We start from the raw sequence: 25274 nt of genomic DNA, 5'->3' as shown, positions 1-25274 counted from the left end.
CTTCGGATTCCTAGGATTTGATTTGAGGCGAGTACTTAATCGAAATAAGAGTAGATACTTTGTTCTTATTACCCCGAAGAAGAAAGCCTGTACGAAAGTGAAAGCAAAAATCCGAGAATTAATCAGAAACGCAGGCGCCAAGCCTGCACAAGATTTAGTAAAACAAATCAATACTGTACTGATTGGATGGGTGAATTACTTCCGGGTTGGGAATTCTAGTCGAGCTTTTAGTAAAGTACGAGACTATACAGAGATGAAAGTCCGTACGTTATTGACGAGAAGGAAACGGCGACAAAAGCGTAGCATTGGATGGCAGAGATGGAGTAATGAATATCTCTATGGTGTACTAGGACTCTACTGGGACTGGAAAGTTCGTCCTCTCGAAAGCTCGGGAAGATATTGATAAAAGTGTCTGCCATCTGATAGGTCTCATAACCCTTTTGATGAAGTTTATGGGGTGAGCTGCTTGAGGGAAAACTTCACGAGCAGTTCTTATGGGGAGGGGCTGGAAACGGGTCATAACTGATACCGCGCCAGTTCTTTACCCGACAAATTTTATTTAAAACGTGGAAGTCATTCTTTCAAATTCATCATTGTAAAAAGATAAAACCAGAACGATTGGAGTGCCATTTATATGGTCAATTGATTGCCATTCTACTCTGTTCTTCTATCATGTTTCAAATGCGACAATTGCTCCTCATGAAGAAAAAACGAGAGCTTAGTGAGTATAAAGCCATATATATGATTAAAAACTATTTTCTTCTTCTATTCCAAACTATACAAAAAAACACCCAAGAGCTATCAAAGGTGTTACTTCGCCTGTTCAATCTCCTACAGCAAAACGGGCGGAAATCTCATCGATATGAGAAAAAAACGGTCTTTGATATATTAGGTGTCGTTTACAATTGTACCATGTCTGATAATCAAGCCGCTTAATTCAAAAAATGAAACCCGTTAGGGTTTATTTCGTATGCAAATCTTTCAATCACCTACACTTGCCCTTTAGAAAAAAGAAACAATCTCTCCTAAAATTGACTTTGCATAAACTTAGCTTGATAGCGATGATCCCCCTATAAGTACCCACAATTGAATTTTCCACAAGAATATCGTTACGACATGGTAATGCTTACAACCTTTATAGTTTCTTAACACCCAAATTTCTCTATTTTTCCACTTGGTATAAGTTTCTTCTATACCCTTTTTGAACTTAAATTGAATACCTTCAAAAAGGATTGATATTTTTGGTTGCCTTTTTCCATCTATTATGTAATGAGAGAATAATTATTTGTGATTATATGAATGTTGAGATATTAATTTATCAAATCCCGAATATGTAATATTTTAACAGAATATGTTAATGTTTAAACGTAAGTAAAATAATAATATTAGGAGGATTTAAAATGTTCAAAAAAATTATTTTATCTAGTACTATTCTTTTGGGAACTTTAGGTATAACAACTTTGTCTTTTCCAGAATTAAGTTTAACAAAAGCAGAAGCTGCGATTAATGATGCGAAGATTCAAAAGGTTAAGGTTGCTGGTAGAGATTATGAAAATGGAACTGATGTACCAGCTTATATGACAGGTTCTTTTTCTATGGTAGGAGATAAAGGAGTAACATATACTATTAAACAATATGAATTTAATAAAGATATTGGTACGACAAATGTTACTACAAAGGGGTTATCTTCTCCAGTTGTTTTCCCTATGCCAATCACAGAGGGAAATAAATATGAGGTAACTTACAATGGCCGAGTGATTAGTACTTTTGTTGTCCAAGGACATTAATTAATCTAAAAGAACTGAAGTCAATTTTGACTTCAGTTCTTTTTCTGGAACCTTATAATCCATTTTTTATTTAATTCGACCATATCCTGCAATATATTTACTCCAATACGTACTATTTAAGCTAGCTTCACCAACTCCGGAATTACTAGCATTATAAAACTTGTTATTACCAATATACATACCAACATGAGTAATACCTGATTTGCCCGGAACCGTTCCTTTAAAGAAAACTAAATCTCCTGGTTGAAGAGCCTTTCTTTCGACGCGTGTTGTTTGATTATATTGATCTTGTGATGTGCGTGGTAATTTAATCCCTTGTGTTCCATATCCCCATTGCATTAATCCCGAACAATCAAATCCAGTTTTAGGGCTATTTCCACCATATTTATATGGTTTTCCGTCATATTTTTTCATCTCTGCATAGACTTTGCTAAATTGGCTCGCAGTTATTGATTTTGTGGTGGAAGCTGATATAGATTGTATTGTATTTCCCTTTTGAGAAACACTATCAAGTTCATCTGCAGAAGCAAAACTACCACCCGATCCTAGCATGACACCTAACGTTAATGCCCCAATAATAAGTTTCTTCATAAATTTCTCCTCCTATAATCTTTTGTAAGATTTTATTCTTCTCACCTAATATATTAATCTGGATATACGAAGAAATAAATATAATGAATTAGACAGTATTCTACATATTTTTCATATTTTGTATTTTTATTAATGTTTCATCTTTCTATCTTTGTTTAAATTCAATAAATTTAAGGATTAGATTAATGATTTATGCAATAGAAGTATAAAAATGTATTATTAAAACATTCAGATATTAGTTGAGAAATAAAAATACCTCTTTTATATAATAATAGAACAGAATAAGGACGTTAAGTAAAAAGTAGATTTCCTCTACTTCCCTTCACTTTTAATACCTTTAATATCATAAAAATAATATATAAAAATATATAGTTTTACGGTTTTAATTATTATATACTTATACAAGTAATTTAGCCCTTTTTAAGAGTTAAAATTACGTTATATATAAGGAGTGGTTTGAATGAAGAACAAATTAACGCGAATAATCATGTTAATGGTGGTAATGGCTTTATCAGTTACAGCACTTGCAGCATGTGGAAATAATCGTGATCCCGAAGAAGTTGCTACAGCATATTTTGAAGATGCAAAAGACGGGAATGTAAAAGATTTTGGAGAGTTATTCACTCCAGAAGCGAAAAAAATAGTTGCTTTTGTGGGTGGAAATGCAGAACTAATGAAATCAATTAGTGAAGACCTTAAAAGCTATAAGATTAGAAAAGTTGAAGAGAAAAATGAAATTGCTACAGTAACGGTTGATGCTGTATATAAAGGTAATCCTAAAAAGGTAATCGTAATTGAACTTGAGAAAACGGACGAAGGTTGGAAAATTAGTAAATCATAGAAAAAACGGTCTAGAATTTTATAGACCGTTTTTTATTTTCTTCAATCTTCGTCTTCGAAATCACGAAGACTATCAAGTAACTGTTGAAATGTTGAACACACAGGGTAAATTGATTCCTCGATTCCCTCTTCCTCGTGATCCCAGAATACAATTATAGGTGATTCAGGGTTGCTACGATAGTCAAAACACAAATGATTTCCAAATGAGTCTTTACCAAAAGGATGTATATTACTTGGTAATCGGTCTTTTATATCTTCGTAAACTTTAATAATTGAATTTCTACTTTCTAAATCAAAAGTCAAAAGCTTACTAAATACATTTTCATCCTGTCCAGGTACATCAAATATTTTAGGTCTTGGATAACCACCATCATATTCTTTTACACATTTTATAAAATCCATAGGAAATTTAATATTAAAATATTTTTCTACTTCCTGAATATTTTTATCTGTAATTTCTTTTTTCTTTACCCCAATCCAAGTAACATTATTCACATATACTCCTCCTTATTTATCGCTGTCTTTTCCCCAAATTTTATATCCACCAGTGTGACCTGTTTGTCTATGTACCTCATACTCAACGAGTTGCATTCGTCCTGTTTCCTGATGATGATGCCAAGTGAATCTGTCAGGTACCTCACCGAGTTTGAGTAATTCTATTTCTTCTTCTGTGAATTTTGAAGCCAATTTAGGGTCTTTTATTATTTGTTCATATAATTCTTTACTACATATTCTATCATGCGTTGGCCTAGATTTTTAAAATCTGCCTCTTTTAGGATTACCTCACCCTTGGATTCAAAAATAGGAAATCCATCAGCATCATACGGAATACCTGTAACTGGATGTCTGTCTCCCGCTAATTCACCCATTCTTAATCTTATTGTTTTAGGGCCATTGGGACCTTCATAAGTATATGGGGCTGCTTTCTGTAGATATTGTTGGATACTTCCAACTCCAGCATATGAGAAAGGTTTTCCAGGTTTGAATTCATAGTTCTTTAATATATGCAATGCGTTTCTGTATGCAGGAGAATTTGTTATAAGCGATTTACCTTTAGTAAAACCTGCAAGGCTTGCTACTTTCCCTACTTGTCCTGCTTTACTAAGACCTTTATCACCCAGAAGCCCCAGTCCTAATGTGGCTACACCATAAGCTACATAATGCTCTCTACTTTCCAGATCTCCATTCCAAAAATTATTAATAAATGAATCTGATAAAGCATTCCATGCAGCTGGAAGAGTTTCCTCATAGTTTACAATCGCATCTCGCATATTCAACCAAGTTTCTTTATCACCTAAAGATATAAGTCCTTCCCACGCATCTACGGTACCATCTACAAAGCCGGTAGAAATGCCAGTCCATGCTTCAATTAAATTCTTCTTATTTCTTTCCCATTCTTCTTCAGCTTCAGATTGGTGTGGGATTTTCCCGCACATTGCACCTTCCTCGATATTCTCATTAACCAAATTACCACCATACAGCTCATCCGCTTCTCGGAACTTAGCAGCTGCACGTTCTAATTCTACTGCGATTTTATCTAATTCTTGAAGAACATTAAACATAATTGGCTTTGTATCATTAAACATATGGTAGAACCGATTACTCGTTGCTCCGGTCCACTGAGAGGCTATATATTCAGTTTGATTATACAAATCCTTATGTATATATTCTAAGGATAATTTCGTATTTCTTACGGTTTTAGCTACTTGTTCTAATTGTTCCGGCGTTACCTTAATCTGTGTGCTCATTCCATCCCTTCTTTACTTATATATTAAGAAAATTATAACATATTTAATGTTAATACTAGTTCATCCCTTGAATATCGCTATTAAAATAACCTTCTAGTTTGTATTTTTTAGTCAATACAGATGCGCGAGGATAAGCGTGTTTCCTTTTAAAAATATAATTCTATTAAATTGTATATTTTTATATTAAGATTTAATGTACAATAGGTTAGTCTGTTATTTGTTTTAATTCATTTGAAAAGAAAATTCCTTTAACATGGGATTTTCTTCTTTTTTTTCAAGGGGACTAATCATCTTAACATCCCCACTCTCTGACAGTTCATTTTTTAAAACCCAATAACTAAATGTAATTAAATCTCACAAATTGAATTTTCTTTCTATTTATAGTATACTAATGTAAAGAGACAAGTTTCCTTTAGGCTATTTACAGATGCAAGCAAAGCCCCAATTCTAGTTTAATAGGATTGGGGCTTTGTAATTTACTCTACATACACTTCGAATGGAATCATGATTGCTTGGTTATTGACGAAAAAATAAAAACGTGATATGTTAACTGTAGATTAGATATATATTGAATGCATATCCAATATATATTAAGTATAGTACTTAACTGAATTGCATAGACTAAAAAAAGACGAGATGCTGGTACATCCCGTCTCATAACTGCTACTGTCAAGGTGGCTGTTATTATGCATTATCTTTTTCTAGATCCACGCTTGTACTTGCTACGGTGAAGCGTGGGTTTTTTGTTGTCTTTTTTTTCGAATTGCTTTCTCAGTGCGTATGCTGAAACCTCACGCACAACTGCTCTCGCAATTTCTTTTAAAAGTTCGAACAAAAATTCCATGTTATATCACCCCCTTTCCTTCCAAATGGAAAGAAGGGATAATAACAAGCCCACCTTCACACATATACAGTTATACTTCTATTTTAGCACACTTCGACTCTCTTAAATAGTTAGTTCTTCCATTTTCTAAGTCTTTCTCATGTCATAGTATAGTAATATAACAGACATTTAGTTTACTATAATTTAAATATGTATACTTATAGTTTGGTATACATTCAGATTAAAAGTATGAAGTTACAAATAACTATTTACTTATGAAAATAGTTATATTTTTATAAGTAACATTAGAATTTTTATAAACTACGCGAAAAACAACCTCTCAGATTCGTCTGTATCTCATTTTATTCATTCACTTAATGCTATTATATTCATTTGTCTTTTCTTCCCTGTTTAGCGCTTCTAGGTTGATTTAAAAGAAATCGACTATTTTTGGCCGATTTCTTTTAAAAATTCCTATAAAATATATGCTAGTTGCTTAATTCGTCAGCTAGAATTTCTTCTAAGACTTTTTTATATCCTTTATATCCTTTTTCTGCAGCTTTTTGCTTAGCATTTTCAATTATGCTACGATCCAAGTATAAACTGACATGTTCTTTATTGTTTGTAAAATATATTCTATCTTTCTCTTGCTGCAAGTAGCCACTTATTAAACAAGTATTTAGCACTCTAAATATATGAGCATCATAAGGAATATTTCCTAGTTTGCACTTCATCAAGTACCCTTCATTTTTTTTAGAAACAAGAACATTCGAAGCACCTAAATGAGATATTATATACAACATGACGTCATAGGCTGTATATAATGGGAATAAGAAAGTAACATCCCCAGGTTTGGTAATTCTCGTAGCCTGAATACATTTTTGAGAAAAATGATTTGATGAAACATCTTCCGGAATTGTCATATATTCATTCTGCAGATTAATCCCACTCCGTTTAGTTACATCTATTACTCTTACAGGTTGTCCATCTAATGTAACAGAGTCAAACAATAGAAGATTTTTAGTATGCAATGGGATATGATCATACATTCTTTGGCTTTCCTTATTCACATTATCCATACTTCTTTTAAATTCTTTTAAATCCTCTATATGATAGAGCTTTTCTCTTCGTTTACCTTTCGATACTTCTTTAAATGGTAAGGCCCCTTCTTTTGCCATGTTTGATACATATGTTTTTGATTTCTGTAAATATGTAGCCGCCTCTTTTAAAGTATATAGATCTTTATAAATTTCAAGTATTCTCCTTGCGTCTTCCTCGTGGAATCTATATCCGCCATCTGCTTTCCAACTTTTTAAATTAGCTGGCTCAATTTGCTTATGTTTAATTAAATAACTCAATTGTCCCTTACTTAACTTTGCCGTTGTGCAAAGCTCTTCAAAAGAAATGTAATTCAAGGTTCCACCTCATATATCATGAATTATTCCATTTTAGTCTGCAGCATCATTTGTTTCATCCGTTTTCTCAGTTCGTACTTTGTTATTCCTAATTCCGCTATTATAACCTCAATCGGATATTCTTTGTACTGCAAATACATACTTGGATTGTCCATATATTTTTGTTTTATTATATTAAATGTACCTTGTTTTGATAATTTATTCAATCGTTCTCCTCTCTCTCTTATTTCTTTATACACCGGACAGCCCTCACATAATTTATTATTTCTTGTTTTTTTCTTTTGGTTTTTTTCAGGTGCAACTTCTTTTGAAGTATATAAAGGACATTCAATACAATGTTTCACTTCTAGATAGGAAATTTCATTGATAATGGTTCGGCGTTCCTCTTTCACAAGTAATCCTCCTATATTTTATAAATAAAAAGAAAAACCTAAATAAAATAAAAAGGTGTGATATTTTGATTATACATTTTAAAGAGAAATATTTCATCTATTTATAAAATAATTAATTTATACATTTTTATTTATACCACAATAAATAACCTGTTTATTGTGGTATAATTAGAATTATAAAATTTATATAAAAAATATATGTTTACTATTTCATTCTATGAAAGGTTGTGTGTAAATTTGAATATTATAAATTACGGACATAGTAACCAACTGGTACAATCAAAATCAGATTTTTTTGATAGCAGTCATTTTGAAAAAATTATGGGTATGGGCATCCGAAATATTGACTATTCTAAATTAAGTGAAGAATCATTGGTTTATTTATTTCTACACGATGAACCTTCTTTAACGAAAAAAAGAAGTGAACGAACAAAAAAGATTTATCTGCATGATCTGTCTCATTTTCTTCGCTACATAAAAGAAACAATCGGAACCATTCACGATTTATCCCATAATGAGATGGAAATCTACTTCTATCAACTAAGTAAGAAGTATGCTGCCACTACATTACGTCGAAAGAAAACGGTAGTCCAGCAGTTTCTAAAATACGTTTATGACAACAATGGTCTCTCAGATGACTATAGTAGTCGTCTTAAAAAAGTATCTGTAAAAAAAGAAGAACTGGTCAACCGTGACCTCTTTCCTGAAGAAGTAAATGAAATACTAGATACACTGAAGAAAACAAATTTCTTTATGTATTCCTTGTTTTTCCTTCTTACGACTACTGGACTCCGGATTGAAGAAGTTGCAAACGCAAAATGGGCAGATTTTGTATTCCATTCCTCATTAAATGCTTATCTCTTGCGTGTAGTTGGGAAAGGAAATAAAGCCAGGGAAGTTCGTATTTTTGAAGATGTACTCGACGATATCTGTCGCCTTCGTCAATTGCGTAAACAAACAAGTGAATTGGACGCCTCTAGTACATCTGCTTTTCTACCTAAAGCCGATGGCTCTTACTATAGGGCCGACTACTTATCAAAATATGTAGCAGAAAAGATTGAAGAAACAAACTTACCATTTTTACGTTACCGAAAGGATAGAATTACTCCCCATACCTGCAGACACTTCTTTGCGAATCATTTGATGGGAAAAGGTGTCGAACTTAAGAAAATACGTGACTATTTAGGACACGAATCTATTATGACGACGGAACGCTATTTAAGGGAACGTACAAGACGTCAAAACTTGGCCACAATAGATATAGGAAATTCATTATTTTAGTAAGTATATATAATAGAAAGAATCTTGATTTTATAGTTTAAAATACTGATTTAGATATAGTTATTAGTTTGTGAATCTTTCACAAACATTTCTCGAATTTCAAAATCGATATTTAGGAAATATCCCTAAAAACAACAAATGCGATTGCCTCTATTGAGACAATCGCATTCGAATTATTTAAGGGTTAACCCATTCCACTTCCAGGGTCACCCATTCTAGCTAATAATTGTTCTGAATCTTTTTTCACTAAATTGTTTGGTTGCTCTTTACTACCAGCAGCGGTGTAAACAATTCCTGCCGCCAAAACGATACTTGTTAATACAAATAATATTTTCTTCATATAGCACCACCTTCGTACATTATACCATTTCTATTAAATTCTACCAATATTTTTTTAGGGAATCTACAATAGAACCTATTACCAGCACACTCTAGTAACACAATCGACTTTTCAATTAATGTAATATCATTCTTTGCTATTCCTAAATAACAATATTGCATTGGTGTTAGCATACTATTTTTCTTTTCTAAATCACTCAGGATCTCAACTGCATTTTTGAAATTCCCCTTAATAATCTCTAAAAAAGCTTTTTCCGCAGAATGATATATAACTATATTCTCTAATTCTTGCTTATTAACTAACTTAATAAAAGCATATGTGTTAAGAATTGATTGCTTTCTATGTTTTTCCCTTTCAAAATTACATGATCCTAACTGCTTTAGTGCCTTCTTCATATACCAAGATGCACTATCATAGCTATCAAAGGTATATGACTCTGCTATATACGCAAGTGCTGAAGCCCTTAAAAGATGGAAACAATCTTTAGGGTCATCTATTGCTAAAATCTCCTGACATAAACTCCTAGTCATTTCAAGATTATCTTGTACTAAATAGGCATACGCTAATCCTTCTTTAATCCTACCTAAATAAGATGACTTAATAAAACTATCAGTAATTGCATCTACATCTGGAAGTAACATTTCAGCATATTCGAACAGAGAATTATAGTTTTCTAAATCATACATAGTGTAGTAAGTTAATATACCACATAAGACCTTCATCTCGTTTGTCTTAATTATCTTACTCCCTTTATGATCCTCAAGCTTAGATAACAATTCCTGCTTTTTAATTGTTCCATTACTTCTAAGCAATACTAATTCATATACATAAGCCCATTCTCTATTCATTGCGAGTGAGGACTTTCTCTCTTGTTCTACTAATAGCTTAAGAAGTGATAAATCACCTTTTGCATTGGCGTATTCCATGGCAATCCTCAAGTTTATCTTGCTTGTTGTTACAGAACAGAAGATGTGTAACATCATTCTTTGTTTATTAATATCACCCGCATATAATATATTAAGTAATTTAATTAAATTCCAAAATCCAAATTGATTTTTTCCAGTTAAATTCTTAGAAAGAGTTCCAGGAGAAATACCCATTATTTTAGCAATATCTTCTTGGTTTTTTCTTTGGAAATCAATCTCATCAATAATTCTAACCAAGAATTTGTTTAATGTTTGTTCTAAAATTTTATCTTCTCTCTTAAGCTTTTCATTCATATTATTTTCCCTTCTAATCTATAAAAGAATTCCTCAATACCTTTCATTATATTAGTTAAACCTAATGTTAGCATATGGTATTTTATCATAATCATATCAAAAAGTTTGTTATTTGTAGTCGGGATAACGCGATACCTGTATATGCAATTGTGCATAAGTGTATTAAACGGCAAACTAAAAGGAGTCGAATATATCGACTCCTTTTTCCCTACCATACTCTTTTTATCTTTTTTTCTATTATTATTCTTTTTCTTTCTCTTTTTGCGTTGTACCTAATTCCTTGCCGTCTCTTACATCTAAAATTTGATAACCAGCTTTTATATACAAGTCTGTTGCCTGTTTGTACTGATTTATTCCATCTTTAAATGTATAACCTGTAGTATCGTCCATACCCAAAATTAGTTTCGTTGTAGCTAACTCAAATTCATCCATCGCTCTTACAAACTTCTTTTGGGGTAACGTATATTCAGAATCAGGATCTAACTCCTTAAAAGCCTTGGCTACTTTTCTTAACCCCATAATTGCTTCATCAAATTCTTCTTGCACTTCATATAATGTAGGATCTTTTTCAAGGACTTTCCCTACCTTCCCCAATGCTTTGTGCATATCACCAGTTAATACCTTAACTTTCTCCAAGTACTTAGTTTCCCCTGACTCTTCACTCGTCTCCTTGGCTATCTTTTCTTCTGATGCCTTTATTTCCGTTGTTTCTTTTGTTGACGTACATCCTCCCAATAGTAATGTTATAGGGATTGCCATACTGATAAGTTTAAGCTTCATTTTTTAATCCTACTTCCACTCTCTATTTTTTGACTTCATTATATTCCAAATTTATTTCTTAACTTCAGCCCATTTATAGTTAAATTCCCCACCAAAATCATTTGTCACAATGCCTTTTACTGAAGAACGCTGTAAGTATGATCTGCCTGGTTGATAAAAAGGTGCGACTGCTCCATCCTCTAATAATATTTTCTCTGCTCGTTTCATTGCCTCCCAACGAGCATTTTCATCACCAGCTAAATCTGTTTTCACTTGATGAATCAGTTCATCATATGCCTTATTTGAATACTTATCAAAGTTATAGCTACTATCTGTCGTGAATAAATCTAAAAATGTGATAGGATCAGGAATATCGGGACCCCATACATCAACACCTAAATCGTAATCACTATTCAACAGCAACTGAATTTGCTGTTTGCGTGGCTGCGGCTTAACATTGATTGTTAACCCCTCTAAATTCTTTTCTAGTTCACCCTTTAAATACTCCGCATTCTTCTTGGCTAACACATTATCACTTGTTAGTAATTCTAGTGTTGCCTGCTCTTTCCCTATTTCTTGCTTTGCTTTCTTCCAGTTTTCCTTCGCTGCATTCACATCATCTTTTACTAAAATTCCATTTTCTTTTCGGAAGTCTTTTCCGTCCGAACCTTTAGCGAAATCAGCTGGTATAAAACCATCCGCAGGAAGAGAACCATTGTTTAACACTGTATCTACAAAGGATTTCTTATTCATTGCCTGACTGATCGCCAAACGAGCATTTTTATTTTTTAGCACTTCATTTTTTTGATTCATACGTAAAAACTGAACAGTGACTTCAGAACGTTCTTTGAAGTCAGGATTATTTCTATATTTATCTACAAAATCACCTGTTAATCCTACACGGTCAAGTTGACCTGCTTCATATAAATTTATTTCCGTTGATTTATCTTTCACGATATCAAAGTTGACTTCGTCTAATTTCACTGTTTTAGCATCCCAATAATTCGGGTTCTTTTTCAACTGAAAACCTTGTTCATGCTTCCAATTATCCAATGTGAATGCTCCGTTATAAACCAATTGATTTGCTTCTAAACCATACTGCTTCCCTTTTGATTCAAAATACTTCTCATTAATCGGTAAAAACGTTGCGAACGTTGTCAAATCTATGAAATAAGGGACGGGCTGCTCTAATTGCACCTCTAATGTTTTATCATCTATTGCTTTTACTCCTAGCTGATCTACAGGTAGCTCTTTACTATTAATTTTCTTTGCATTCTTTATATCAAAGAATAAAAACGCATATTCTGCCGCTGTATCAGGATTCACAGCACGTTTCCAAGAGAATACGAAGTCTTCAGCTGTTACAGGTGTTCCATTTGACCATTTTGAATCCCTTAGATGGAATATGTATGTTTTTTTATCTTCACTCACTTCATAAGAGTCCGCTACTGCTGGTATTGGCTTATTTCCTTCCCCCAACGCATACAAACCTTCAAACACGTTTTTCATTACGTTCATGGATTCACCGTCAGTTGCCTTAGTCACATCCATAGTTGGAATCTCTGCAATATACGGTAAATGAATGGATTTTTTTGTTTCATTCTTGTCAGTTGCCTTTGCTTTATTTTTTGTCTCTTTTTCTCCACTACTACAAGCTGTTAGTAGCAGACTAGCTCCTATAATAGAAGCTACAACCGATGTAACTTTTTTAAACATCTTACGTTCTTCCTCTCCATATGTACGGTTTACTTAATCAGATTATCTATATATTGAATTTTAAAGACTATAAGAAGAGAGATTTCCTTTCTCTAAAAGTATTCCGACACCTTTTCTCATCATATATGTAGTATCTAAACATTAAACCTCTTATTACTTTACCATTAAAACCGTAGCACTCTAGAGATTATTGTGTCAATCACTAAAATTTATTTTAAATTAAGTATCATTCTTTTATAAAAAATTCTGGTTACAAAGAAAAGACATCTATATAGATGTCTTTTCTTTAATATCATGTACTAAGAAGAATGAATCTACTTAACTAATTGTTGCAGATGCAGCAACACAAGCTGTATTAGATACAATAACAAATGCGTTAGCAAATGGAGAAAAAGTACAGATTCTTGGTTTTGGTACATTTGAAGTACGTGAAAGAACTGCACGTACAGGACGTAACCCACAAACAGGTGAAGAAATGCAAATCGCAGCTTCAAAGGCACCTGCTTTTAAAGCAGGAAAAGAATTAAAAGAGGCAGTGAAATAATTAAACATAGTGAAAAAAGGTTGGATATTTATATCAAACCCCTTTTTAATAGCCTTTTTGTTCATAAAACAAAAATATCATCCAAAGTTTATATAAATAATATAGATTCCCCAAAGAATGTAGCCAACTTGTGTTATTATAAACATTGTAAGTTCGAAACCAGTGAGCTTTCTTTCTCTTTTTATTTTTCGTAAATACAGATAAAAACTAAAAGTAGATAAAAACATTAATAATATAGAAGCATTATATATATTTTCTATAATAGTAATAACGGATCAACTCCTCAACTGTAAATTAATTAGTATAGAATAAGCATATCATATGTAAGTTTAACTTACTTCAAATCCACTTTTTTTCAACAAAATATACTTAATATTTTCATATTTAACAACTATACTTGGTTAAAAAGATAAAAGAATCTCTTTTGCATTAATAGATTCACAAAAGAGATTCTTATTTTAGTAAATTTACTTATAGGATACCAGGCTAATTATTCATGAGGATTAGTTGTAATAGATGCCGGAGCTGGTCCGCAAGTTACTGCAAATCCAAATAGTACCACTGGGTTTACGGACAAGCCAAGCAATGAAAGCACTCCCAATGCTCCCCAGTAATCTTCCTTCTTGAGATACGATTTTATTTGATTAAAATATGACGTACCAATACCTAATGCATCCTGCCAACATCTTTCCCAAACATTACTTGAAGAAACATTAGATGGCATTTCTTCATCATTCATTACATAAACACCAGCAATAATAGCTGCTTTTTCTTCATTATTATATGAAGATTTCGCTAATTCTTCTTTATTAAGAACGTACTTACCTGTTTCCTCATTTTTTACCATAATTACTGAAAAAATATATTCTAGTTCTTTAACTTGAGCTTCTAACTCCTCAGGTGTAGCCTTTTGTTTTCCATCTTCAATAGTTGCAGCTGAAGCGAGAGTTGGGACAAAAACTAGAGTTAGAGCCATTAACATAAACATCATTTTCTTTAACATAGTGAATTAACCCCATGCCCATCAACTTAAGAAAACAAGTTACACCCAAAAACAAAAAATCCCTTAGACAAGCCAAGAGACCACTTATTTACACAAAAATATTGACGGTACAGATTTAATTTTTGATAAATATATATATTATTATTATGGTTATAATTATTCCTATAAAAAACATATTAGTTGGAAGGAATTTTAATAGCCAAAAAGCAGTCATAATTGTTGCTACTAAAAGAAATGGTAGCCATTCTTCATGTGTGAATTCTTTTTTGTTAGATAAAACAATTATATATCCTATTAATGGTAGTATTAAACATATTGTATACAAAAATTTATCTTGTAAATACCACGGTCTATTTTCCATATCTTTCTCCAATATACTTTTAATTACATTGTATGTTTATAATAAATTTTAATCAAGGGATACCGCCCATTGTCATCAAGATAAAGTGAAATTGTATCTATAAAACGAAAAAAACGTTATTCTTTCTAAAAAATGCTAGATTAGAAAGGATGACGTTTTCTTATGAATCTCTCGATTCAAGATGAACTACAACCATTTGCGGAAGAATTACAACGATATGTTACACCTGTATTTTTAGAAGAACTTGCAAGAAATCTTGGGTTTGTAAAGCGAAAACGCAAGTTTTCTGGCTCAGACTTAGCTACTATTTGTATTTGGATGAGTCAACGGATTGCAAGTGACCCCTTAGTCCGATTATTTAGTAGGCTTCATGCTACGACAGGTACTTTACTCAGTCCTGAGGGTTTAAATAAACGCTTAAATACAAAAGCAGTTTTGTTTTTACAACATATTTTTTCTTTACTGTTACAACAAAAAGTATGTGAACAAACGCAAATTTCTAACCATCTCTTCTCTTATTTCCAGCGAATTCGTATCCTAGATGCTACCGTATTTCAAGTGCCAAATGCTTTAGAGAATGTATATCCAGGCTCTGGAGGATGTGCCCAAACAGCCGGAATCAAAATTCAATTAGAATATGATCTGCACAGTGGGGAATTTCTTAACTTTCAAGTTGGACCAGGAAAAAATAATGACAAAACATTTGGGACGGAGTGCTTAGATACCTTACGACCAGGAGATTTATGTATTCGTGATTTGGGTTATTTTTCATTGGAAGACTTAGATCAAATGGATCAACGAGGTACATACTATATTTCTCGTTTAAAATTAAATACGAATGTATATGTGAAAAATCCAAACCCAGAACACTTTAAAAATGGTGTAATTAAGAAACAATCGGAATACATACAAATCGATGTGAAACAGATTTTGGAACAACTACAGCCCGGGGAAACATTTGAATTAAAAAATGCTTATATTGGTGATAAACAACAACTGTTTGCACGTGTTATTTTTAATCGATTAACAGAAAAACAACTTAAAAAACGACGAGCGAAGATCGCAGAAAAAGAAAAAGCAAAGAATAGAACATACTCAGAGAAAAGTAAAATGGTAGCTGGGTTAAACGTGTACGTGACAAATATACCTTGGGAATGGGTTCCGATGGAACAAGTACATGAGTTATATACTTTGCGTTGGCAAATAGAAATTGTCTTTAAAACGTGGAAATCACTCTTCAAAATAGACCATTATCGTAATGTAAAACAGGAACGATTAGAGTGCCAATTATATGGAAAGTTAATCGCTATTTTCCTGTGCTCTTCTACTATGTTTAAAATGCGCCAACTTCTTTTGCAAAAAAAGAAAAGAGAATTAAGCGAATATAAAGCGATGGGGATGATCCAAGATTATGTATATCTTTTGTATCAAGCTATACAGAAAGACACTCAAGAAATAACAAAGATTCTAATCCGCCTATTCCACCTACTACAGAAAAATGGGCGGAAATCTCATCGATATGAGAAGAAAACAGTCTTTGATATTATGGGTGTTGTCTATGAGTATAGTGGATTTAGAAGACAAAAGAAATCTGCATAATCTTTAAAAATGATACCTACCTAGGTTTATTTGGCATGCTCATTTTTAAGAATAAAAAGTGTTTTAAGAGTGTTACAGTTTATTTGAACGAAAGTTCATTTTGTTTCCGTTCTTAAGTTGATGGGCATGTGACGGTACCCCCTTTAGAAAAAGACGATTTCTTATTAGGACTAATATACGTGGGTTATCCCAAGAAAAAAATTGGCAAAGGAATGCGAACAAATTTTCAAGAAAAAACAATTTGGATTAAATAATAAGAGATATTTAAGTCCCATCCTTGATATTTATCTATATATTTCCTTATAATAATTATGTTTGAAATGCTTAAATTTTAACGAAAGAAGATGGGATTAGTGAATTCTGTTAGACATGAAAAAGCAATAGGTGTATTAGATTCTGGAGTTGGAGGATTAACTGTAGCAAAGGAAATAATGCGACAGTTACCAAAAGAATCTATTTATTATTTTGGCGACACTAAACGATGCCCTTATGGATCTAGAACAACTGATGAAGTATATAAATTCACATTAGAAATGATTAATTTTTTAAAACAATTTCCATTAAAAGCTATAGTAATAGCATGTAATACTGCAACATCGGTGGTTTTACCTCATATTCAGCATGAAATCGATATACCAATAATAGGAGTAATAAATGCTGGAGCTAGGGCAGCAATAAAAAATACCAAAAATAATAATATAGGAATCATAGGAACTAATGTGACTATCAATTCTAATGCTTATAAACATAAAATGTGCGAGTTAAACCCTAATATAAAAGTTTTAAGTTTAGCATGTCCTACATTAGCACCATTAGTAGAGAAAGAGCTAAATAATAAGAGTCTACTAAAAACAGAAGTTAAAAATGCATTACAACCAATACTAAATACAAACATTGATACTTTAGTTTTAGGGTGTACACATTATCCTCACCTTACCGAATATATACAAGAAATACTTGAAGATAATGTTTCAGTTATAAGTTCTTCTGAAGAAACAGCAAGAGAATTAAGTGCTATTCTTGAACATAACAATTTATTATCCTTAGGCACTAGTAAAAAAGATAATTTTTATGTAACAGGATCTGTTGAAGATTTTAATGAAATTGCAGAAAAATGGTTGCAAACAAAAATAGATGCAAATTTTGTTAATTTAGAAAGTACTATATCTATTTAAATCATTGTTTCAAAAAACATTTATAGTCTTTGAGGCGGAACTTAATCCACCACATCCGTAAATAAGGCAGATAATAGTTGGTATATCGCTTTTAGAGACAATCGCGACAAGATACACAATTAATCAAATAAAATAAAGTACCTATGAAAGTAGGTACTTTTTTCTTTGTTAAATAGAAATTACACATTAATTTATATTTAACACATTATAAAAAGAAAAAAAGATGGGGGATAATATCCTTACGACTGATAATTGCGTATAACTATATATATATTTTTGATGTATATATTAATCTTAAATATAATCATTTTCTATTCTAGAATAATGCTACATTCTTATCTATTTACCTATATCTAAATTTTTTATAATTTATTACGAAATGTACATTGATTTAAAGTATTTTGTTAAAAATGTTTAATTGGAATTTTTAGGTTTTTAAAACGGTTATTTTTTCTCCCTTTCTAAATTCACATAATTTTCAAATATTAAAAGTTAATATGTTAAGATTTGGTATATAATGAAATCAACCCGTGGTTAGAATGTTTGCTCCGATTCAAATTATGAGATAGTTCGTTTTAACTTTTTTACATTATCTAAAAAAGGACTTATAGGGATTCCTACAAGTCCTTTTTGTTTTTCATTTCAAATAACCTACAATAGATTTAAAAAAAACTAACAATCACTTTATCCATAAATTACACAATCTAGGGAAATATTATATAATAGGAGTAGTAAAAATTGTCATCAGGGGGCGTATTATGTCTGTTAATAATTATCTTACGATGTTATCCAGTAATCTTGTTCTTTCACCAGTAGAAAATGTAAATATTACAACATCAATTTCAGCTTTATCTAGGCGATTAGATTTATATTTTAATAATGGAGAATTACATAACCATTTTCAATTTGGTTCTAGTACACGAGGAACAATATTACCACGAAGAGTAGATTCTAACTCTGATGTAGATTATATGGTCGTGTTTAAAAACCCAAAAGGGTATACTCCTGAAACTCTACTTAAATACCTTAAAGATTTCATGTATTGCTATTATAAACGCTCTGAAATCTATAGAGATAGTCCTACTATGGTTTTAGAATTAAACCACATAAAATTCGAATTAGTTCCTGCTATTCAAGATGAATACGGTAACTTTTTTATTCCATCTAAAACAAACTTTTTATCTAGATGGATGCCTACTGACCCTTTAGGTTTTAATGCAAAGTTAACAAGAGTGAATGTGTATAACAGCTCTAAGATTAAACCATTAGTAAGATTAATGAAGTATTTAAATAGAAGCAAATTAAATGGTTATTTATCTTCATATGAACTAGAAAATTTATTGGTTCAAAAATTCGATTATAATTCCAAATCTTCTTTAAAAGAGTATTTGTATACATCGATTGAAAGCTTGACTCCGAGTTACGATGATTCACAAACTTATAAAGATCAATTAGAAAGAGTGAAAAATAAAATTAAAGATATCCAATGGCATGAAGCAAATGAATATCCTTATACGGCAGAAAATAAAATAAAGGAACTATTCCCCAAAATATAAGTGAGGTAATTTATGAGTGAACGATTTGATTCCCTGGATAGACACTATAAAAGCATCGACCAACTAAACAATTTAATATCGTATTTATTTTGGATAAATGCATTGTTATCCATTTTGGTATTTTTTGCAGATGATATTTTGGATGTAAAGAATGTCTTATTATTTATTTTCACCCTTACAACTTTAGCGTATTTTATAGCTGATAATTATTTAACCATTTTTAAAATCCCTAATGTAGAAGATAAAAGAAGAGTACATTTGCTCACAAATTCTTTTGATGTTCCTCTTGATAACGAAAGAACCCATAAATATTATAATAATGGGTTAGAACCTTCTTTGTTAAAATTGGGTGCAAATATATTTGAGAATACATTGTTTGCTGAAAGAGTAACGCATGAAATGGTTAAAAAAGAGAGGGTAAAAATTTTAGCTTTTGTAGTTGTTTTTATAGTAGCTCTTTTATTCAGAACTACTGAAATAGAATTAATTTCTATACTGGCTCAAACTCTTTTTGCCGGCACATTAATTCCAGCTTATATAAGACTTGAAGTATTGCATTCGAAAAACAAAGCCATTTACAAGTGTTTATACGATATATTCTTATTACATCAACAGGATAGTAGCAATGGAAGTGAAAAAAGATTGTCAGCAAAGTTACTTGATTGTTTTGTAAAATACGAATCTGCTAAAGCATATTCAGGGGTAAAACAAGACTCTGCTATTTTCCGCAAAATTAATCCTGAAGTAACGCAAGAATGGGAAGAAATAAAACAAAGATTAGATATCGTTTAAGCAATTTATACAATGTTCCCTTTTTGGCTGGTAACAGAGATTAAAGCTCTGCTACCAGTATTTTTATTTATAGGTTTAGTAACAGCGTTTCTGTAACCAGGTGAAAAGTAGCAATTTTGTTTAATATATACGTGTTTTTCAGTAACAAAATCGAACATTTATGTTACAAACATTCTCTAGAAACACTTATTGACAAATAATGTATGGCTGCTGTGACCTTTCCTTTTCTTGTCAAAGTGCTTCCTTCTTTAGCGATGTATGCTATGAATTTCTTTGTTTCGAGGTACAGCCAACGTACTAACATAAAATCCACGCTAAGGAAAAGAACCCCTTCTATATCAAGGTCTCTTGTGTAACGAAAAGGGTTGCGACAAATAATGTAACAAATTATTTTTGATACACTATTTTGCTACAATCCCTTTTCATCTCCATGTGATGAAAAAACATCTCGATCTTTATGGGAAATAACAATACATGGTATCTGCTATTTATTAATTGAATCTATAAAAGGTCTCAATTCATGCTTAATGAAATTACTTAATTTGTCTGCTGGATTTTTAATAATCAATTTATGGTTACCAGTAATTAGTGAAGTAAGCGTAATCATGATAGACAAACGAAGATCTGGAGAGAATACTCCACCAACAGACAAGGCGTTGCTTATTGCCCAGAAAGGTTTTTCCAATTTGTTTTTGTAAACACCCTGATTAGATAGCATGTCATTATATTCCATAACAAGTTCTTCTGGATTTTCGAAATTTTTCTCACGAAAAATTAATTCCCTTAATAATTCTAATCCTTTTTTCTCCCTTAATCCAAGAAATTTTTCGAGATTAAAATCGGCTGTTTGATATACATCACTTAGATTAGGTAGTCTATTTATTTCAAATATTTTTGTACTCTGGCCTTTATCAAAATTTAGATTTAGCATTTCGCTTTCTCCCATTTTGAAAAAATCCAAATCTATTGCACTATAATATTGGCAATTGGCAATCCTAACAGCATCATGAATATCTAAAAAGTGTCCTTCAGCCCCATTTCGCAATAAGCTTTGCATCAAATTAGGGTCAGTAACTCTCTTAAATTGTGTTATTCTTGCCTTTAAGGAATTAACCATAATTTCGAACTCTTGTTTACTATAATTAAATTTATGCATGAAGTGCGGTTTCATTTCACCATAAAAATTATCCAAAGGCTCTTTGAAGAATACCCCCCTTAAATCTAAAGCTGGCGACTGTATTAATAATTGATGATACTTTTTCGGGGTAATATTTAGTATGGATGTTATAAAAGTATAATCATCAATACATACTCTATCATAGGTAATTAAAGAGATAATGAAATGATTAAACGTTGCCTCATTGCTAAGATTTTTTGGAAAATAAATATCTCGGTTATTCTTTTGAATCATATTTAAACCTCCACATCCTAATCTAATTTCAAATATTTTTATTTTGTGCTTTTCTTTGCAGCACAGAGTTATCATTTTTGTGCTTAAAACCTAACTTCCTAGTACTTGCTTAAAATTTGGCCTTATATCTTAGTTTAACTTTAAATTCAATATGTTTAACAAGATTACCATTAAGAAATCCTTCTTCTTCCTTTTCAATTAGCTTAATTGTTTCTAATGCTTTCAATAATTCTTGATAAAACCTTCCAAAATTAAATGCCGAATAAGTATCTACACTGGTAGCAATAATTAATTAATTGAGTGGATTGGAGAAACATTCTCTCTCTATTAAATGATAGTTACCTTTTTGATTAGCTCGACTTTCAAGTACATCCGCTCTTTGTTCATTGGTAAACTGTTTAGAAAATACATTTTCCAGAAATCAATTTATACCCCTAGCCAGTTGATTAAATTGATTTTCAGTAAGTTTTAGGCCAATAAGTCTATCTACTAATCGTCCTTCAGCTTGTGGTGTTAAATGATCCATTTTATATAACCTCACATACTAATCATTTCTCAAGATAAATAAAAATATAACAATTTTACGTTTAAATTGGTTTTATTTTTAATTTTATTGATTGAATTAATTAGTCTATAGCTCAAGAGAGTTCTATAGTTCAAAGAACAACTAAAAATTAAAGCTTATATCATTTCTCCTTATTCGATATCTTTCTTTATAGTCGCTTTTTAATAATATCATATTCTTTCCAAACTATAATGAATAGAAAAATAATTAACTATAACTTGCATTCTTATTTCTAAATGTTTTTATTAAACTCACGTAGAAAATCCCATACTGGTAGAGCCGTCCCCTCTTCCAAAACGCTGTTTTTACCTGTGTCGTTAATTCCGTATAGGACGGTAAGATCACTAGTATCTAGCTTTAGTGCTGGGTTACTTCCAATAGATCTATAGTTATTTATTTCAATACTATGTATATACATATTTAAGCCTCCAAAAACGTTAAATTTCTAGTAAAATTAAACGATAAATAATTATAATCTAAATTAGAATAACATAAATTAACAATACGTTAGTTACAGAGCAAACTATGTTTTATCTCTTTAATTCTCTCAACTCAGAGGCATCCGTATATCCATTCATTTCTATGATAAACTACTATTATTTTTTATATTTCATTATTATATAGATATTGATCTGAAATGTTCTGCACAAAACACATAATTGGAATTTATAAGGATTAGAGGCAGGTTTTTCATTTTTTAACTTACATAATTTTCAAATATTTAAAACCCCTTTCGTTAAGAATTGATATATAATATTAAGGGGATGTTTAGTACTTATCAAAAATAAAAAATAGTTTAGATTTTAATAACTATCCTACATGATATTCACTAACTTCTTTTTTATAGAGGAAGATTTTGTGAATTTTTCTGTAGACACTATAAAAATAGACAGGGGGAAGATTTTTGATTATTAAAGTTGCATATTTTGATGAATCATCTGCCGCAGATTTCTTACAAATATTTTATGGGGGAGATATTGTTGTTACTGATGAGGGAAAAGGCAATTTTACTTATAATTTCAAAGGAAAAGCAGAGGGGAATCTAGGAGTAAGTACAAGTTTTTTTTCATTGCTCAAAGCTAAGCTTTCTATGGTGGGAAGCGCTGAAATATCTAATTCCAAAGACCATTTATTAAAAACAACAATTACTAATACAATTTTAACTGATTTTGTAAAACTATCTGGTACTGAACAAGATAAAAACATAACCATTTTTCATAACTTTAAAGTAAGTGTACTAAATGAATCCTTTACTTTTGCAAAGATGTATACACCTTTCATTAAAATGTTAAAAGAGGATTCAGAATTCACGAAAGGTCTAGCTGATTACAATTTTTTAGAACTTGATGAAATTCTCAAGAATGCAAAAGGCTATTATGAATTGTTAGCAACCGACGGAAAACAACAAGTAATCTTCCGCTTTAATATTAATACATTTAGAAACAGCTATAATCTAACAGATTTACAAAGAATGAACCTTACTTATTATGGGATAGAAGTGGGAGAATGTAGAGAAGAAGATTTATTATTTCAAAATGAGTTCTCTATGAATAAAGGCGAAAGTCGAGAAACTGTATCCGTCGAGGAAATATATAGCGGCCAAAAAAATGAGGATCCGGGGTTATTAAAAATTTATGACATTATCTTAGCTGGAATATTAGAGGTGAAAGAATGCGATTCATAATATTTAATGGCCCAACAGAAGAATTTAAAAAAATTATTCCAAATGAATATACAACCTCACTTACACCTATAGTGAGAAGTATGGATCTTTTACATAGAATACAGGATACAGAGCAAGAGCAAGAATATTACCAAGCACTTACAGTGTTCACAGATGAGTATTCTAGTGTGGCGGATCATTTTATAGAGGGGTTTGTTATTCATATACTAACCTATGCATCCCGCTATCTTTTTGAAGAAGTATACTTGAATAACCCGCCTACAAAAATTGTTGAGCAATTAAATAATCCTAATTTAGGGATTTCTGTAGAGAAAATCGAATTCAATCATGCAAAATTAACACTTGCCTCTTTAAAGGAAATTAAAGAACAGTTTAATGAATCGGTGTTTGGGCAAGAGAAAGTGAAAAATGAGTTGTTACAAACGCTTTATCCATTAACTAATAACGGGGCTCATAAACCTGTAGTTATTATGTTATATGGACCCTCTGGTGTTGGGAAAACAGAGACTGCTAAATTAATTAACTCGATACTTTATGGAAAAAAGGAATTATTTAGAAAACAACTTTCAATGTATCATAATGAAAGTTTTGGTTCGTATATTTTTGGGGATAAAGCTAACTCGTTTTCTAAAGATTTAATTGATCGACAAACAAATGTATTATTATTAGATGAGTTTGATAAAGCTTCCCCAATATTTTATAGTGCCTTTTATCAAATGTTTGATGAGGGAGAATTTACGGATAAGTATTACAATGTTAAATTAGAAGATTCCATTATCATTTGCACCTCTAACTTTAACAACGAGAAAGAAATCAAAGATCGATTAGGAAGTGCTATCTTTTCGAGATTCGATAATCTTATTGAATACTATCCCTTATCCACCGACGCGAAAAGAAAAATTATACAGGCTACTTATAATAAAGAGATATCAAAATTCAGCAAGGCAGATAGAGAATTCTTAGAAAAAGAAAATATGGTTGCTAAAATGGAAAGCTTCTTAGATTACTTTCAAAACGCAAGGGATATACAAAAAGCAATGAAGCGTCTACTAACTTATCCATTAATACAAAGACTATGAGTGAAATTTTAAATTTTATAAAATTGAGTCCTTAAGACTAAATAAAAACTTGTAATTTATTAATAGACCTTTGTAAAGATACAAAGGTCTATTTCTTATTCCTTTATAAGGACACAAATTCGATGCTCTTAAATTTGGATAGCAATATAATTATTTAAAATCAATATATATGAATGTAATTTATAATTATTTAAAGTTAATATACTTCAAAAGGTACACCTTTTGTTGTGGTGTGATTTCTATGAAAAACAATGTGTCAAAAAGTTCGAGATAACATTTTGCAGTACTTCATAAACACATAGACCTTTTGAATCATTGTAAATTAGTATCCCAAAACCGATTATTTTGGGGACAATCAAATATCGAGAGGTTTTTGATGTTATTTTGTCGAAAAACTTCCCAATACAATAAAATGTAAATTTTCTCGTTTTGGGGGTATTTACATTTCTTAGCTTGATAGCGATGTGGCGGTACCCCACATCCATCAACTTAACGTATATTTTTATACAAAATGCGGTCTTTCCACGTAGTTTTTTATTATCTGTTATAGATGTTATAAAAGTAGGCACATCAAATAAACCCTGACGGGTTTC

At 31.3% G+C, this 25274-nt stretch carries 23 protein-coding genes and 2 pseudogenes; 12 read left to right on the top strand and 13 right to left on the bottom strand.

Translation table 11 applies throughout. The annotated features are described in order from the left end of the window. The 3 genes and pseudogenes from MR155_RS28245 to MR155_RS28235 all read left to right on the top strand — a co-directional run. The coding region (locus tag MR155_RS28245) for a group II intron maturase-specific domain-containing protein (RefSeq protein ID WP_277958779.1) at positions 1-403 on the top strand (403 nt) is incomplete at its 5' end. A gap of 146 nt (positions 404-549) precedes the next feature. Continuing rightward, positions 550-936, top strand: a pseudogene (locus tag MR155_RS28240) (IS4 family transposase); the annotation flags it as partial. Positions 937-1400: 464 nt separating this feature from the next. Next, a complete protein-coding gene (locus tag MR155_RS28235; RefSeq protein ID WP_242311733.1) occupies positions 1401-1787 on the top strand; it encodes a hypothetical protein in 387 nt (128 codons plus the stop codon). A gap of 66 nt (positions 1788-1853) precedes the next feature. Here MR155_RS28235 and MR155_RS28230 read toward each other — a convergent pair whose 3' ends face one another. Then, a complete protein-coding gene (locus tag MR155_RS28230; RefSeq protein WP_242311731.1) occupies positions 1854-2378 on the bottom strand; it encodes a C40 family peptidase in 525 nt (174 codons plus the stop codon). A gap of 460 nt (positions 2379-2838) precedes the next feature. Here MR155_RS28230 and MR155_RS28225 point away from each other — a divergent pair, with 460 nt between their 5' ends. Further along, positions 2839-3219 carry a DUF4878 domain-containing protein gene (locus MR155_RS28225; RefSeq protein ID WP_242311729.1) on the top strand — a complete coding sequence of 127 codons (381 nt, stop codon included), beginning with the start codon at positions 2839-2841 and terminating at the stop codon, positions 3217-3219. 41 nt (positions 3220-3260) lie between these two features. Here the strand turns inward: MR155_RS28225 and MR155_RS28220 are convergent, their stop codons facing one another. The 5 genes and pseudogenes from MR155_RS28220 to MR155_RS28200 all read right to left on the bottom strand — a co-directional run bounded on the left by MR155_RS28220 (position 3261) and on the right by MR155_RS28200 (position 7596). Further along, positions 3261-3713: an SMI1/KNR4 family protein gene (locus tag MR155_RS28220; RefSeq protein WP_242311727.1), complete on the bottom strand. Its 453-nt coding sequence runs from the start codon at positions 3711-3713 to the stop codon at positions 3261-3263. Between the two features lie 12 nt (positions 3714-3725). Further along, positions 3726-4966: pseudogene (locus MR155_RS28215) on the bottom strand (WXG100 family type VII secretion target). A gap of 691 nt (positions 4967-5657) precedes the next feature. Next, the gene (locus tag MR155_RS28210) at positions 5658-5810 is read right to left on the bottom strand and encodes a hypothetical protein (RefSeq protein ID WP_242311725.1); all 153 of its coding nucleotides are present in this window, start codon (positions 5808-5810) and stop codon (positions 5658-5660) included. A 467-nt stretch (positions 5811-6277) separates the two neighbouring features. Further along, positions 6278-7204 carry a helix-turn-helix domain-containing protein gene (locus MR155_RS28205; protein ID WP_242311723.1) on the bottom strand — a complete coding sequence of 309 codons (927 nt, stop codon included), beginning with the start codon at positions 7202-7204 and terminating at the stop codon, positions 6278-6280. A gap of 23 nt (positions 7205-7227) precedes the next feature. Beyond that, positions 7228-7596, bottom strand: coding sequence for a transposase (locus MR155_RS28200; protein ID WP_242311721.1), 369 nt, complete (start codon positions 7594-7596; stop codon positions 7228-7230). 237 nt (positions 7597-7833) lie between these two features. Here MR155_RS28200 and MR155_RS28195 point away from each other — a divergent pair, with 237 nt between their 5' ends. Continuing rightward, entirely contained in the window at positions 7834-8877 is a 1044-nt protein-coding gene (locus tag MR155_RS28195) for a tyrosine-type recombinase/integrase (protein ID WP_242311735.1), read from the top strand. A gap of 184 nt (positions 8878-9061) precedes the next feature. On the opposite strand, the gene MR155_RS28190 is transcribed toward MR155_RS28195, so the two are convergent. The 4 genes from MR155_RS28190 to MR155_RS28175 form a co-directional block, all read right to left on the bottom strand. Continuing rightward, a complete protein-coding gene (locus MR155_RS28190; RefSeq protein WP_000721838.1) occupies positions 9062-9217 on the bottom strand; it encodes a hypothetical protein in 156 nt (51 codons plus the stop codon). Further along, positions 9214-10437, bottom strand: a complete 1224-nt coding sequence (locus MR155_RS28185; protein ID WP_242311719.1) for an AimR family lysis-lysogeny pheromone receptor — start codon at positions 10435-10437, stop codon at positions 9214-9216. The genes MR155_RS28190 and MR155_RS28185 overlap by 4 nt, the downstream gene beginning before the upstream one ends. Before the next feature lie 240 nt (positions 10438-10677). Beyond that, positions 10678-11217, bottom strand: a complete 540-nt coding sequence (locus MR155_RS28180) for a DUF7018 domain-containing (lipo)protein (protein ID WP_242311717.1) — start codon at positions 11215-11217, stop codon at positions 10678-10680. A 51-nt stretch (positions 11218-11268) separates the two neighbouring features. After that, positions 11269-12912, bottom strand: a complete 1644-nt coding sequence (locus MR155_RS28175; protein WP_016095039.1) for a peptide ABC transporter substrate-binding protein — start codon at positions 12910-12912, stop codon at positions 11269-11271. Positions 12913-13237: 325 nt separating this feature from the next. Here MR155_RS28175 and MR155_RS28170 point away from each other — a divergent pair, with 325 nt between their 5' ends. Next, positions 13238-13456, top strand: a complete 219-nt coding sequence (locus MR155_RS28170) for an HU family DNA-binding protein (protein WP_080116896.1) — start codon at positions 13238-13240, stop codon at positions 13454-13456. Positions 13457-13946: 490 nt separating this feature from the next. On the opposite strand, the gene MR155_RS28165 is transcribed toward MR155_RS28170, so the two are convergent. Continuing rightward, positions 13947-14459: a hypothetical protein gene (locus MR155_RS28165; RefSeq protein ID WP_016095037.1), complete on the bottom strand. Its 513-nt coding sequence runs from the start codon at positions 14457-14459 to the stop codon at positions 13947-13949. A gap of 523 nt (positions 14460-14982) precedes the next feature. On the opposite strand from MR155_RS28165, the gene MR155_RS28160 reads away from it, so the two are divergent. The 4 genes from MR155_RS28160 (at position 14983) to MR155_RS28145 (ending at position 19942) form a co-directional block, all read left to right on the top strand. Next, on the top strand, positions 14983-16419 hold the full coding sequence (locus MR155_RS28160) for an IS4 family transposase (protein WP_242311715.1): 1437 nt from the start codon (positions 14983-14985) through the stop codon (positions 16417-16419). Positions 16420-16763: 344 nt separating this feature from the next. Continuing rightward, the gene (gene racE, locus MR155_RS28155) at positions 16764-17594 is read left to right on the top strand and encodes a glutamate racemase (protein ID WP_242311714.1); all 831 of its coding nucleotides are present in this window, start codon (positions 16764-16766) and stop codon (positions 17592-17594) included. 758 nt (positions 17595-18352) lie between these two features. Then, on the top strand, positions 18353-19150 hold the full coding sequence (locus MR155_RS28150; protein ID WP_242311713.1) for an SMODS domain-containing nucleotidyltransferase: 798 nt from the start codon (positions 18353-18355) through the stop codon (positions 19148-19150). Between the two features lie 12 nt (positions 19151-19162). After that, the gene (locus MR155_RS28145) at positions 19163-19942 is read left to right on the top strand and encodes a hypothetical protein (protein WP_242311712.1); all 780 of its coding nucleotides are present in this window, start codon (positions 19163-19165) and stop codon (positions 19940-19942) included. A 484-nt stretch (positions 19943-20426) separates the two neighbouring features. Here the strand turns inward: MR155_RS28145 and MR155_RS28140 are convergent, their stop codons facing one another. Continuing rightward, entirely contained in the window at positions 20427-21353 is a 927-nt protein-coding gene (locus MR155_RS28140; RefSeq protein WP_242311711.1) for a hypothetical protein, read from the bottom strand. A 1469-nt stretch (positions 21354-22822) separates the two neighbouring features. On the opposite strand from MR155_RS28140, the gene MR155_RS28135 reads away from it, so the two are divergent. Then, positions 22823-23602 (top strand): DUF6414 family protein, encoded by a 780-nt coding sequence (locus MR155_RS28135; RefSeq protein WP_242311710.1) that lies wholly within the window; start codon positions 22823-22825, stop codon positions 23600-23602. After that, entirely contained in the window at positions 23590-24681 is a 1092-nt protein-coding gene (locus MR155_RS28130) for an AAA family ATPase (RefSeq protein WP_242311709.1), read from the top strand. Before MR155_RS28135 ends, MR155_RS28130 begins: the two co-directional genes overlap by 13 nt. Positions 24682-24920: 239 nt before the next feature. Here the strand turns inward: MR155_RS28130 and MR155_RS28125 are convergent. After that, positions 24921-25274: hypothetical protein (locus MR155_RS28125; RefSeq protein ID WP_242311707.1), on the bottom strand; the 354-nt coding region annotated here is incomplete at its 5' end.

Source organism: Bacillus cereus group sp. BfR-BA-01331 (genome assembly GCF_022663915.1).
GTDB lineage: Bacteria > Bacillota > Bacilli > Bacillales > Bacillaceae_G > Bacillus_A > Bacillus_A mycoides.
The sequence above is the reverse complement of the archived record's forward strand: the minus strand, read 5'-3'. Positions and strand labels throughout refer to the sequence as shown.